Genomic DNA, 12,455 nt, shown 5'->3' on the forward strand with positions numbered 1-12,455 from the left:
CTACGGGCCGGGCGTCAGCGCGGGGAGGACCTGCCGCAGGGCGTCGTCGACGCTCGCGTCCTCGTCGTTGCACAGGATCACGAGGGTGACGTCGAGCTCGGGCAGCCACGCCAGGAGTGAGTGGTATCCGGGATTGTCGCCGGGATGGAAGCGTGCCGGACGGCCGGCCAGGGTGCCGAGGCAGTAGCCGTACCCGTAGCGGTCGATGACCACGGGACCGTCGGCGCCCGCGTCGCCCGCGGTCGGAACGCCGGCGGCGGTCATCGCCGCGCGGGAGGAGGGCGAGACGACGCCGTCGGCGTTGAACGCGGACGTGTACCGTGCCAGATCGCCCACGGTCGACCATATGTCCCCGGCCCCGGGCATGGCCGCGAACGCTTCCACGTCGACCCGCCGGCCGCGTTGGTAGCCGTGTGCGACACCTCGCGGCGGGGGCGGGCCGGCGCACGTGGCCTCCATGCCGAGCGGGAGCAGGATGCGCTCGTCGAGGAAGTCCGCATAACGGCGGCCGCTGACCTCCTCGATGAGCTGCGCCACCAGGAGGTACCCCGGCGAGCTGTAGTGCCACGTGGTACCGGGCGGGGTGCGCAGCGGTACCTCCGCGAACAGGCGGAGGAACTCCTCGGCGGTCCCGGGCCTGGTGACGTCGAAGCCGGTCAGCTCCCACCAGTGCCCCAAGCCCGAGGTGTGGGTCAGGAGCTGGTGCAGGGTCAGTTCCCGCCAGCGTCGCGGGCAGTCGGGCAGCCACTCGGCGATCGGCGCCCTCAGCGCCAAGGCCCCCTCTTCGACGAGGAGCATGGCCGCGGCCGCCGTGAACTGCTTGCTCACCGAGGCGATCTGGAACCGCGTGTCCGGCGTGCAGACCGTACCCGCCTCCGTGTCGGCGGCGCCGTTCGACACCTGCAGGACCGTGGCCGAGCCGCGCTTCACCAGGAGGGACCCGTTCAGGCCGTCGATGTCCTGCACCCGGCAACGGTAGCCGCCCCTCGCGCCATTCCACACCCCCGGGACGGCCAGTCCCAGGGAGCACCCCTTGTCACGGAGAGGACTTCGCAGTGGTCCAGCGTGATGCGGGCGTCAGTCGGCCAGGGCGGTCAGGACCGTCGTGCGGGCTGAGGAGGCGTCGGGGGCGGTGCGGGCCAGGTGGGCGAGGTGACGGCAGCGGTCCAGCGAGTGGGCGGCGAGGGCGGCGCGCACGGCTGGGAGGCAGCCGGGCGCGGCGGAGAGGCTGGTGACGCCGAGGCCCACCAGGACCAGGGCCAGTGCCGGGTCGGCCGCGGCCTCGCCGCAGACGCCGACCGGGAGGTTCCGTGCGGCGCCCGCCTCCGCAGTCATGGCGACCAGGTCGAGCACGGCCGGCTGCCACGGGTCGAGGAGTTCGGCGAGGCTGCCGAGGGTGCGGTCGGCGGCGAGGGCGTACTGGGCCAGGTCGTTGGTGCCGATGCTGAGGAAGTCGCACGGTTCGGCCAGGGCCCGGGCGCGCAGCGCGGCGGCGGGGACCTCCACCATGGCGCCGGCCACGGGCAGTCCGTGGGCGCGGACGCGGGCGGTGAAGTCGGCGGCTTCGCGCGGCAGGGACACCATGGGTGCCATCACCCACACCCGTGCGCCGGAGTCCTTTGCGGCCGCCGAGATCGCGGCGAGTTGCGTCTCCAGCAACTGCGGGTCGCGGTCGGCCGTACGGAGGCCGCGCACGCCGAGGGCCGGGTTGGGCTCGTCCGCAGCGGTGGCGAACGGCAGGGGCTTGTCGGCGCCCGCGTCGAGGGTGCGGACGACGACGCGGCGCCTGGTGAAGGCTGCGAACACCTCGCGGTAGGCGGCCGTTTGCTCCTCCAGACCGGGCGCGCGATCGCGGTCCAGGTAGAGGAACTCGGTGCGGAAGAGTCCGACGCCCTCGCTGTCGGCGGCCGCCGCCGCGGGGAGTTCGGCGAGGCCGCCGAGGTTGACCAGCAGCGCGACCGGGTGTCCGTCCGCGGTACGGCCGGGGCCGGCGACCGACTCCGCCGCGCGGCGTGCGCGGTCGTCCCGGTCGGCGGCCGCGGCGACGGCCTCCGGGGACGGGTCGGTCTGTACGGTGCCGGCGGTGCCGTCCACCAGCACCATGCGGCCGTCGGTCAGTTCGGCCGCCCCGGGGCAGCCGACGACGGCGGGGATGCCGAGGATGCGGGCCAGGATGGTGGTGTGGCTGGTGGGGCCGCCGCGCACGGTGAGCAGGGCCAGGACCGTCGAGGGGTCGAGCAGAGCCGTGTCCGCCGGGGCGAGGTCGTCGGCCACCAGCACGTACGGGTGACCCGGCGCGGGCAGACCGGGCATCGGAAGGCCGAGGAAGCACGCGACGGCCCGGTCCCGCAGGTCGTCCAGGTCCGCGACGCGTTCGGCGAAGACGCCGCCCGCCGCCTCCAGCGCGGCACGGAAGGCGTCGAACGCGGCGGTCAGGGCGTGCGGCCCGTCCGAGCCGTCGCTGACGAGGTCTGCCGCCCGGTCGGCCAGTGACGGGTCGCCGGCCATCATGGCCTGTGCGGCGAGCACTTCGGCGGCTTCACCGGAAGTCGCGGAGGCACGCCGTTCCAGGTCGGCGGTCACCTGTGCGAGCGCCTGTCGTACGGCGTCCACCTCGGCCGCGATCTCGCCCGCCGGGACGGTGCGTGGCGCGGGGACCCCGGGGGGAGCGGCCATCCTGGCCACCGGGCCCGCGACCGTGCCGCCGCCCACGCCGATTCCCCTCGACACGGCGTCCACGACTACTCCTTGGCGTCGAGGTCGGACGCGACCAGCCGCGCCAGCTCGTCGACGGCCGCCTCCGCGCCCTCACCCTCGGCCGAGAGGACCACCGAGTCCCCGTGCCCGGCTCCCAGCGAGAGGACGGACAGCAGGCTGCGGGCGCTGACCGGCGGCCGGCCGTCCCGGGCGACGTTCACCTGTACGGGCAGGCGGGTGGCGGCCTGGACGAACAGCGCGGCGGGACGGGCGTGCAGCCCACTCCGGGCACCCACGACGACGGTGCGCTCGAGCAAGAGGATCACTCCTTGTGCGAAGGGTTGAGGGCGATTAACGCCTGCCGGATTTCCGCCGACGAAGGCGCGTACGGGACCTGGGGTGGCCGCCCGGAAGCCGTCACGCAGGCGCGCCCGCGTGCAGCTCTTCGGGGACGGAACGCCGTGAGCGGCCGGAGGGCTCGTCGTCCGGGCGCCAGGTTACGCCCCCGGGTAACGGGCGGCACGAGCACATGCGGCGTCGTGGCGGTCCGGTACAGGAAGTCTTCAGGGAGAGGCCCTGGACTGATCGGTTCCGGTGTCGGGGCTGTCCCCCCGGTGCCAGAATGCGATGTTTCGATGTTCCGTTCGCGGTCGAACCGCGACGACCGAAAGGACCCGCATGAGACCTACCACTCCGCCCGCCGACCCGGGGACTCCCTGGACGTCGGTCAACCCGGCTGATCTGGCCGATGTCGTCGCCGAACGGCGGCTGGCCGGCGCGGGGGAGTTCGTCGGCGCCGTGCGTGCCGCGCACGAGGCGCAGGCAGGGTGGGCGCGCCGGCCGGCACCGCAGCGGGGCAGGGTCCTGGCCAACGTGGGCCGGCTTGTCGAGGCGAACAAGCAGGCGCTGGCCCGGGTCGTCACCCGCGAGGTGGGCAAGCCGTACGCGGAGGCGCTCGGCGAGGTGCAGGAGGTCATCGACACCTGCGACTTCTTCCTCGGCGAAGGACGCCGGCTGTACGGGCAGACCGTGCCCAGCGAGATGCCGGACAAGCATCTGTTCACCTACCGGAAGCCGCTGGGCACGGCGGTGGTGGTGACCGCGGCGAACTTCCCGGCCGCTGTTCCCGCGTGGTACCTCGTCCCGGCACTGCTGTGCGGCAACACGGTGGTCTGGAAGCCGTCCGAGTCGGCGATGGCGGTCGCGGACGCCCTCGCCTCCCTCTTCCGGGCCGGTGGCGTGCCCGAGAACGTGCTGCGGGTGGTGCACACCGACGGGGCCACGGCTTACGCCGGTCTGGGGGAGGCGCTCGACGAGGGTCTCGTGCAGAAGATCGGCTTCACCGGGTCGACGGCCGTGGGGCGGCGTGTCGCCGAACTCGCCGGACGGCACCTCCAGGCTCCGTGCCTCGAGCTCGGCGGCAAGAACCCGCTGGTCGTCGCGGAGGACGCGGATCTGGAACTCGCCGTGCAGGGGGCGCTGTTCAGTGCCTTCGCAACCGCCGGTCAGCGTTGTACCTCGATGGGTACGGCCTTCGTCCACCGCGCGGTCCATGCTCGCTTCATGGAGTCGTTCGTCCGGGCCGCAGAGAACCTCGTGGTGGGTGACCCGACCCAAGACGTCTTCTACGGGCCGCTGATCGGTGAGCGCTACCTCGAGGATTTCCTGAAGAGCCTCGACCTCGTGCAGGGCCACCACACGCCGGCGGGTTCGACGGCCACCGGGCGCATCACCTCACAGCAGCCGCGCAAGGGATTCGTCGGCGACCCTGACATCGGTCTGTACGTCCACCCGACCGTGGTGGACGGAGTCCGGCCGGACGATGCCCTGTACCGGCAGGAGACGTTCGGCCCGCTGGTGGGTGTGGCGGTCTTCGATCACCTCGATGAGGCCGTCGAGTTGGCGAACGGCCACGGGTACGGGCTCTCTGCGGCGCTGTACACCCGCTCCCCCGCTACCGCGTTCAGTTTCCGCGAGCGCTGTTCGGCAGGCATGCTGAGCATCAACAACTCGACGGTCGGTGCGGAGGCCCACCTGCCGTTCGGCGGCAACGGGATGTCCGGCAACGGGAGTCGGCAGTCGGGTATCTGGGTGCTCGACCAGTTCACCTCCTGGCAGTCCGTCAACTGGGATCATGCGGGGTCGCTGCAGAAGGCCCAGATGGATGTCGACGAGGTCCCGGCGGACATGGACTTCCGGCTGAAGTGATGGGGGGCGGCGGGGCCACGCATTCACGGGCCCCGCCGTCGGCATGCCGGCCTGTCCGGGCTTCAGTCTGTCCGCACGGTGACGTCGCCGATGGACGTGGTCGCCTCGACCTTCGAGGAGGCGGAGGAGTCGCGTTGCGCCGTCACCTTCTCGTCGCCGAGTTCGGAGGCGGCGGTCACGGCGTACGGCCCGGACTTCTCCGGCAGGGAAACGGTCACGTCGCCGGTCTTGCTGGTGGCGCTGAGGGCGTCGAAGTCGTCGACGACGTCGAGCCGGACGTCGCCCAGCTTCGATCCGGCCTCGGCGGTGCGGAACCGCACACCATCGAGGACGACGCCGCCGGTCTTGCCGTGGGCGACGATCTCGTCGCCGCGCACGTCGGTCAATTCGACGGAGCCGGCGTCTGTGCGGGCCTCGACGGAGGCGGCCAGGCCGGTGACCCGCACGTCGCCGAGCCTGGTCCGCACGTTGACGGGGGTGTCGGCGGGGACCCGGAGGTCGTAGTCGGAGGCGCATTCGCCCCAGCCGTCCTCGCAGCCGGTGGTGATGCGCAGGGTGCCGCCCTCGCGCTCGACAAACTCCTCCGGCGAGCGGAACGACTTCAGCATGCTGCGTTCCAGTGAGACCTCCGTGCCCGCCTCCGCCCTGGTGACGGTCAGATCGCCGCTGTCGACGACCAGTTCGACCCGGTCGACGTGCCCGTCGAAGGTCGCTGCGGAGTGGTCCGTGCGAGTAAGCATCTTGCTCAGAAGGAAGGCGCCGACGCCGACGACCAGGCCGAGAGCCACGAGGGCGCCTAGCCACCGCAGGGCGCGTCCGCGCCTGTTCCGGCCGTGCGGGGCGCCGGTCGGTGTGGTGCGGCCTTCCGGGGCCAGGGTCTTGTCCATGTCACGCTCCTAGCGTCAGCGGGCGGCGGCCGCGTCGAGGTACTGGAGTACGGCGCGGACGCGCCGGTGTTCCTCCTCGCCGGGCAGCAGGTCGAGCTTGGTGAAGATGGACCGGATGTGCTTCTCCACGGCTCGTTCGGTGATGAACAGGCGCTTCGCGAGTCCGCTGTTGCTCAGCCCTTCTGCCATCAGCCCCAGCACTTCCGTCTCCCGGGGGGTCAGCGCGGCGAGGCTGTCGGGCGTGCGGTTGCCGGCGAAGATCTGACTGATCACGTCCGGGTCCAGGGCCGTCCCGCCGTCGGCCACCCGGCGCAGTGTGGCGACGAATTCATCGACGTCGGCGACCCGGTCCTTCAGCAAGTAGCCGAGTCCTTCGCTGCCGTGGGCTAGGAGTCTGCCCGCCCACTTCGCCTCCACGTACTGGGAGAGGACGACGATCGGCCGCCGCGGCTCGGTGGCACGCAGGGTCAGTGCTGCGCGCAACCCCTCGTCGGTGTGGGTGGGCGGCATCCGCACGTCCACCAGGCACAGGTCGGGGTCGAGGTCGGCTACCAGGGTGAGGAGTTCGTCGCCGTCGCCCGCCTGGCCGACCACGTCGATGTCCTCGTCGGCCAGCAGTTTCGCGAGCCCGGTGCGCAGTAGCACCGAATCCTCGGCGATGACGACGGAGAGCATGGGTGCTCAGGCCTCCCACGGGATGGTCGCGTCGACGACGGTCGGTCCGCCGAAGGGGCTGGTGCAGGTCAGGTGGCCGTCGACGGCGTGCACCCGGTCGCTCAGCCCCCGCAGCCCGGTGCCCCGCGCGGGGTCGGCACCGCCGATCCCGTCGTCCGCGACGGCGATGCGCAGCAGGTCGCCCTGACGCAGCACCTTCACGGTGACGGCGTCGGCGGCGGCGTGCTTGGCGACGTTGGTGAGCGCTTCGGAGATCACGTAGTAGGCCACCGCCTCCGCCCGAGGGGAGCAACGTGCGGTCAGCTGCACGCGGAGGTCGACGGGGACCGGACTGCGGGCGACGACCGACAGCAGTGCGTCCTCCAGCCCCTGCTCCTGGAGGATGGCCGGGTGCAGACCGCGCGTCACGTCGCGTAGCTCCTGCATGGCGGCCTTGGCGTCCTCGTGCGCGGTGGTGAGGAGAAGCAGGGCCTTTTCGGGGTCGCGGGCGAAGCGGGACTTGGCGCGGCCCAGCGTCATCGCCACCGACAGCAGCCGCTGCTGGGCTCCGTCGTGCAGGTTGCGCTCGATGCGGCGCCGCTCCTCCTCGGCGGCGTCGACCATGCGCGACCGGCTGTCCTCCAGGTCGAGCACACGCCGTACCAGGTGGTCCACGGTTCCCGAGCCCAGCAGCCGGGACACCAGGAGCACCTCGGCGTGCATCAGGTGGCGGGGCAGTCTCCATCCGGCGGAGAGCATGGCCAGACCGGGCAGGCAGGCGGCGAAGGCGACGGCGGGGGACGTGGCGTCCAGCCCCAGCAACGTCGCACCGGCAGGGAGCAGCGGGAAGAGGAGCGGCAGTAGCGCCAGTAGCGCGCCCGCGGCCAGCAGGGTGACCACCACTGCCCCCGCTCCGAGTCCCCACAGGGAGAGGGCGGCGCTGAAACCCAGGCGCTTCCAGGAGCGGCGGCCGAACAGCCTCGCTGTACGGTCCCGCCAGCCGGGTGCCACGGCCGTTCCTTCGGGGACGCGGTCCGACGTGGCCGGCTGCAGACCGTGGCGGGCCTGCTCGGCACGCGCCACCAGACCCGCCAGCACCATCGCGACAGGCAGCAGGGGCACGCCGATGAGGAACACCGGCGTCAGCGCCACTCCGCTCACGAAGAGCACGGCCGGGAGTACGTAGAGGGGCGAGAGCGCGAGGGTGCCGAGTACATGCACCACATCGTCGCGGCTCTCCCGGCCGAGAAGGCCTTGTGCCACGCGCAGGGGGCCGCCCCGTAGCCGCGGAGGTCTCACTATCACGGCGCCTCCGTAACGTCGTCGGATCCGGCCTTCCCCTTCGCCCGGCACATCCGTGGCGTCGGGTCGGCCCGTCTGCTGAAGGAGCATAAGGCGGCCCTCCCGCCCTCTCCGAGCGTGCAGACGCGCCTTCCTGAGGTGGTGCCAGCACTACCGGGAGGTGGGTGCCGGCACGCCCGACAGGCGGTGAGCAGCTGCGTAGCGTCACAGGATGTTCACCGGAGAAGGAGTGCTGAGATGGCCCTGACCAGTAGAACGGGCGCCTCGGAGACGGCGCCCGATGCGACGCCTCCGAATCCCCGTCCGGCCCGCGGTCTCGTGGAACGGACTGCGGCGTGGAGCATGGCGCACCGCAAGCTCACCCTGATCGGGTGGGTCGCTCTCGTCGTGCTGGGGTACGGGGCCAGCCTCCTGACCGGGGTGCAGTCCCAGGAGGACGCGGACGGTCTGACTGGACAGTCCGCGGTTGCGGAACGGCTGCTGGACAACGCCGATTTCGCCGACGAGGGGGTGGAGAACGTCCTCATCCAGGCCCGGAAGGGCGACCTCGCGGACGCGCAGGCCGACGTGGTCGTCGGCGCCCTTCGCGACCGTTACGCCCAGGTGGACACGGTGCGGTCGGTCGGGGAGCCGGTGCCCGCAGAGGACGGCCGGAGCGTCCTGCTGCCCGTCCGGATGGACCTGGAGAAGAAGGGGTCGGAAGAGGACCTGAGCCCCAAGGTCGCAGTGGAGCCGATGCTGAAGGCCACCGAAGCGGTAGCGGAGGACCACCCTGCCTTGCGGGTCGAGCAGCTGGGCAAGGGCTCCCTGACACGTGAACTGAGCACGCACCTGCAGGCCGACTTCCAGCGGGCGGAGTACATCAGTGTGCCGCTGACGCTGCTCATCCTGCTGGTCGCCTTCGGTGCGCTGCTCGCGGCCGGCATCCCGGTCCTGCTCGGCGTGACGGCCGTCGTGTTCGCATTGGGGCTGTCCGGCGTGACCTCGCTGCTGCTGCCGGTCGACGAGAACCAGGCGAGCCTCATCTTGCTCATGGGCCTCGCGGTCGGGGTCGACTACTCGTTGTTCTACCTGCGTCGGCAGCGCGAGGAACGCGCGGCGGGGCGAGAACCCGAGGTCGCCCTGAGTGTCGCCGCCGCAACCTCCGGCAGGGCGGTGCTGGTCTCCGGCGTCACGGTGATGGTGGCCATGGCCGGGATGTTCCTGTCCGGCAGCATGCTCTTCTCCTCCCTGGCGCTGGGCACCATCCTCGTCGTGGCGGTGGCCGTGCTCGGCTCGCTGACCGCGCTGCCCGCAACGCTGGCGGCCCTCGGCGACCGGATCGATCGTCCCCGTATCCCGCTCCTGTGGCGCCGGACGAAGGTGAACCGGGAGAGCCGGTTCTGGTCGGCGGTGCTGCGCCCGGTACTGAAGGTGCCGGCGGCCGCCCTCCTCGCCGGTGTGCTGGCGATGCTCGCGCTGGCCTACCCGGCGCTCGAGATGAAGCTGAAGATGCCCGGTGACGAGGACCTGCCGCGCAGCTACGCGATCATGCAGACCTACGACCGGGTGGTCGAGGCGTTCCCCAGCGAAGGCACCGCTCACGCCGTCGTGGTGGAGGCCGCCGAGTCCCGGGCTCCCGAGGTGGAGAGGTTGCTGGCGGGGCTGCACCAGGACGCCGTGGACACCGGACGGTTCGTGGGAGGGGGCGCGCCGGACCTGGCGCTCTCTGAGGACGGCACGGTCACCCGTCTGGAGCTGCACGTCGAAGGCGAGGCCGGTGGTACCGAGGCGCGCGAGACGCTGGACCTGCTCCGTGACGACTTGGCGCCGTCGGCGCTGCAGGGGCAGGACCTCGGCAAGTGGGCCGTGGGCGGTGCGACCGCCTTCACCGTCGACTTCTCGGCCACTCTGGAGGACCGGCTGCCGCTGGTGATCGGCTTCGTCATGCTGCTCTGCCTCGCGATCATGCTGCTGGCGTTCCGTTCTCCGATCCTCGCGTTGGTCACGGGCGTACTGAACGTGCTGTCCGTGGTGAGCGCCTATGGCGTGCTGGTACTGGTGTTCCAGCACGAGTGGGCGGAGGGGCTCCTCGGGTTCGAGTCGAACGGCGCGGTCGTCTCGTGGCTGCCCCTGATTCTGTTCGTGGTCCTTTTCGGCCTGTCGATGGACTACCACGTTTTCGTGCTCAGCCGGGTGCGTGAGGGTGTGCGCCGGGAGGGATCGCCACGCGAGGCCATCCGGCACGGCATTCTCACCTCGGCCGGGGTGGTCACCACCGCTGCCGTCATCATGGTCGCGGTGTTCGCGGTCTTCGCCACCCTCTCCACGCTGGAGATGAAGCAGTTGGGGGTGGGGCTGGCCGTGGCCATCCTGCTCGACGCGACCCTCATCCGCGGTGTGCTGCTGCCGGCCACTCTCGCTCTGCTGGGCGACTGGGCGTGGCACGAACCCCGCTGGCTCGCGAAGGCACCCTCCGTCGCGCACGACTGAGTCGGGGCGGGGCGGCTTCGTCGTACGGCGATACCGCCCCGCCTCCGAACCGGCGCGGCTTCCCCGCGCGGGAGTGTCTTCGTGAATTCCGGGGCCGCAGAGGAGATCGGTACCGATGAGTGGCTGGAGCGCACCGCCTCGCGGCATCTCACCCGTCTGCGGTGAACTGCACATTTTCCGGGTCGCGTTGACCGCCGCGTCACACGCCGACGCAAGCTGGAAGCTCCGGCGTGTGCTGAGCCACGTGCTGGGTGCGTGGACGACCGGCACGGAACCGGAGCGGCTGCTGGCCGGACGGGCACGCCCGGCAGGGCCCGGGCTCTGGTGCGGCGCCGTGCGCAGCAGAGACACCCTGCTGGTCGTGTTCTCCCGCCACGCGGACGTCGGTGTCGACCTGCAGTCGGGCTCCGTTCTCTACGACGAGAGTCTGCATCTGGCGTTGACCCGGTGGGAGCAGGGCATCCTGCGCCGCCTCTCCCTCTCGTCCCGGCACGCGTTCTTCCTCGCGCTCTGGGCCCGTAAGGAGGCGGTGTTGCGCGCTGCCGGGCACGGCCTTCGTATCCGTCAGTCCGAGGTAGAGGTGCTGATCGAGGGGGGTGCGGGTACGGTGCCGGTGCCACTGCCATTCGACGGCGGCATCATGGAGGTGCACCTTCGCGATCTCCCGTTCGAGGGGGGTACGGTCGCCGCCGTCGCCTCCACGACTCCGGTCACGGCGCTGTACACCTGGGACTTCGACCGCTCATAGCCGGGCTCGCGAAGACCGGTCAGGTGTGGGGGCCATGCTCTCATCTAGGACGCACCACTCCTCCTCGCCCAGGGGTCAGGCGCCGTCCGGCCGGTCGGCGGCGAGCATGTCGCTCAACTCGCGCCACGCCTGCGCCGACCTGCGATAGGCGCCCATGTCGTCCAGGGTCCGAGCGGCTTCGCGGTAGCGCTCCTGGGCTCGGGGAGGGTCGCCGGCCATGCGGTGGGCGCGGGCGGCGAGCAGCAGGCACACACCTTCGTCTGCGGACGGCTCCGGCGCCGTCTCTGCGACGAGGGGTTCCAGCAATCCGAGCGCGCTGTCCGGCTCCCGTCGGCACAGCGCGAGTTGGGCCTCGCCGACGGCGAGGTCACGGAGGTCGCGCGGGCTGCCGATCAGTTCCAGCGCCTGACGTGCGCGGGCAAGCAGTGCCGCCGCGGCGTCCGGTGCCGCGGGCGACGGGTCATGATCCATCCGCCGGACTGCCGAGGCCAGGCAGACGCGGGCCCACGCCGACAGGTCCGCTTCCGGCCGCAGGCAGGTGAGGGAACGTTCGTGCCAGCGCACCCCGTCCGGCACCCTGCCGAGGAGGAAACAGGTGCTGCTCAGCCCCGACTGGACGAGACCGCGCAGTTGCCGCGACGGCACGTCCTCGACGATCTTCTCGAGCGAGGCGGCGAGCCGCTCGGCGTTGTCCAGTTCGCCACTCTCCCCGTAACCGAGGAGCAGTTCGAGGTGCGCGGCGACCCGTTCGTGCTCCGCCTGGGGAAGTCCCGCAGCCGCGGTCACGGCACGCTCCCCCGCTCGTACGGCCTCCCCGGGGCGACCCCGTCGACGCCGGTTGCGGGACAGTGCGGTGGACACGCGAACGGAGAGCCGAGCGGACTCCTGTGTCAACGGCACGTCCGCCAGCCGGTCCAGGACGATGTGCTGTTCGGCGAGGCGACCCAGGGTCTCCTGGACCTCGCTCAGCTCCCATGCGGCTTCCCAGGCGACATCCTCCTCCGCAGGGCCGACGGGCTCGTGGGCGAGGAGGCGCAGCCGTTCCACCGCCGTGTCCAGATCGCCGTCCCGGCGCAACGCCCGAGCCGTCAGCAGCCGCCCGGTCAGATCGAGTCGTCGGCTGCGGTGCTGCTCCGGGCCCTCTGCGGCGGTGAGTGCCTCCAGCGAGACCTCGAGCCGCTTGGCGAAGAGCGCGGCCATCGCCTCGTTGCAGGGCCGTCGACCGCATTCCACCAGCGAGATGTAGCTCGCGGACACTTCGTCCCGTGCCAGCTCCGCCTGTGACATGCCGCGTTGTAGGCGGAGTTGACGGAGTCTGCGGCCGAAGGCGGGTTGATGGGTGGTGTGGTTCATCCGGCTGGCCGCCGCCTTCTTCCCGGTGTCGTGGCACTCCTGCCCCCCGTCCCGGTCAGCCTAGTCGCAAGCGGTGGGTGACTGTCATGGACGGCGCCTCGACGTGACTCTCTTTGTCAACATCTTGTCAGGAG

The 12,455-nt window shown here is 71.6% G+C and carries 10 protein-coding genes; 3 read left to right on the forward strand and 7 right to left on the reverse strand.

Going from position 1 to position 12,455, the window contains the following annotated elements; translation table 11 throughout:
• The 3 genes from E4198_RS15770 to E4198_RS15780 all read right to left on the reverse strand — a co-directional run bounded on the left by E4198_RS15770 (position 1) and on the right by E4198_RS15780 (position 3,014).
• The gene (locus E4198_RS15770; protein ID WP_168711448.1) at positions 1–966 is read right to left on the reverse strand and encodes a serine hydrolase domain-containing protein; all 966 of its coding nucleotides are present in this window, start codon (positions 964–966) and stop codon (positions 1–3) included.
• Positions 967–1,077: 111 nt separating this feature from the next.
• Positions 1,078–2,739, reverse strand: a complete 1,662-nt coding sequence (locus E4198_RS15775; RefSeq protein ID WP_136183716.1) for a putative PEP-binding protein — start codon at positions 2,737–2,739, stop codon at positions 1,078–1,080.
• Between the two features lie 2 nt (positions 2,740–2,741).
• Positions 2,742–3,014 (reverse strand): HPr family phosphocarrier protein, encoded by a 273-nt coding sequence (locus E4198_RS15780; RefSeq protein WP_136183717.1) that lies wholly within the window; start codon positions 3,012–3,014, stop codon positions 2,742–2,744.
• 361 nt (positions 3,015–3,375) lie between these two features.
• Between E4198_RS15780 and E4198_RS15785 the strand changes: the two genes are divergently transcribed.
• Positions 3,376–4,905, forward strand: a complete 1,530-nt coding sequence (locus E4198_RS15785; protein WP_136183718.1) for an aldehyde dehydrogenase family protein — start codon at positions 3,376–3,378, stop codon at positions 4,903–4,905.
• A 62-nt stretch (positions 4,906–4,967) separates the two neighbouring features.
• On the opposite strand, the gene E4198_RS15790 is transcribed toward E4198_RS15785, so the two are convergent.
• The 3 genes from E4198_RS15790 to E4198_RS15800 are packed head-to-tail and all read right to left on the reverse strand — an operon-like array spanning position 4,968 to position 7,709.
• Positions 4,968–5,792 carry a DUF4097 family beta strand repeat-containing protein gene (locus tag E4198_RS15790; RefSeq protein ID WP_136183719.1) on the reverse strand — a complete coding sequence of 275 codons (825 nt, stop codon included), beginning with the start codon at positions 5,790–5,792 and terminating at the stop codon, positions 4,968–4,970.
• Between the two features lie 15 nt (positions 5,793–5,807).
• Positions 5,808–6,467: a response regulator transcription factor gene (locus E4198_RS15795; protein WP_136183720.1), complete on the reverse strand. Its 660-nt coding sequence runs from the start codon at positions 6,465–6,467 to the stop codon at positions 5,808–5,810.
• 6 nt (positions 6,468–6,473) lie between these two features.
• Positions 6,474–7,709: a sensor histidine kinase gene (locus E4198_RS15800; protein WP_168711449.1), complete on the reverse strand. Its 1,236-nt coding sequence runs from the start codon at positions 7,707–7,709 to the stop codon at positions 6,474–6,476.
• Between the two features lie 381 nt (positions 7,710–8,090).
• On the opposite strand from E4198_RS15800, the gene E4198_RS15805 reads away from it, so the two are divergent.
• Together E4198_RS15805 and E4198_RS15810 are read left to right on the forward strand one after the other, a co-directional pair.
• Positions 8,091–10,220, forward strand: a complete 2,130-nt coding sequence (locus E4198_RS15805) for an MMPL family transporter (RefSeq protein ID WP_168711450.1) — start codon at positions 8,091–8,093, stop codon at positions 10,218–10,220.
• A gap of 232 nt (positions 10,221–10,452) precedes the next feature.
• Positions 10,453–10,968, forward strand: a complete 516-nt coding sequence (locus tag E4198_RS15810; RefSeq protein ID WP_168711451.1) for a 4'-phosphopantetheinyl transferase superfamily protein — start codon at positions 10,453–10,455, stop codon at positions 10,966–10,968.
• 75 nt (positions 10,969–11,043) lie between these two features.
• Here the strand turns inward: E4198_RS15810 and E4198_RS15815 are convergent, their stop codons facing one another.
• A complete protein-coding gene (locus E4198_RS15815; RefSeq protein WP_136183724.1) occupies positions 11,044–12,321 on the reverse strand; it encodes a helix-turn-helix transcriptional regulator in 1,278 nt (425 codons plus the stop codon).
• Between the last annotated feature and the right edge of the window lie 134 nt (positions 12,322–12,455).

This window comes from Streptomyces sp. RKND-216, assembly GCF_004795255.1.
Lineage (GTDB): Bacteria > Actinomycetota > Actinomycetes > Streptomycetales > Streptomycetaceae > Streptomyces > Streptomyces hazeniae.

Coding starts and splice junctions, on each gene's coding strand:
- E4198_RS15785 (WP_136183718.1), top strand. CDS start 3,376: ATGAGACCTACCACTCCGCCCGCCGACCCGGGGACTCCCTGGACGTCG.
- E4198_RS15790 (WP_136183719.1), bottom strand. CDS start 5,792: ATGGACAAGACCCTGGCCCCGGAAGGCCGCACCACACCGACCGGCGCC.
- E4198_RS15795 (WP_136183720.1), bottom strand. CDS start 6,467: ATGCTCTCCGTCGTCATCGCCGAGGATTCGGTGCTACTGCGCACCGGG.
- E4198_RS15805 (WP_168711450.1), top strand. CDS start 8,091: ATGGCGCACCGCAAGCTCACCCTGATCGGGTGGGTCGCTCTCGTCGTG.
- E4198_RS15815 (WP_136183724.1), bottom strand. CDS start 12,321: ATGAACCACACCACCCATCAACCCGCCTTCGGCCGCAGACTCCGTCAA.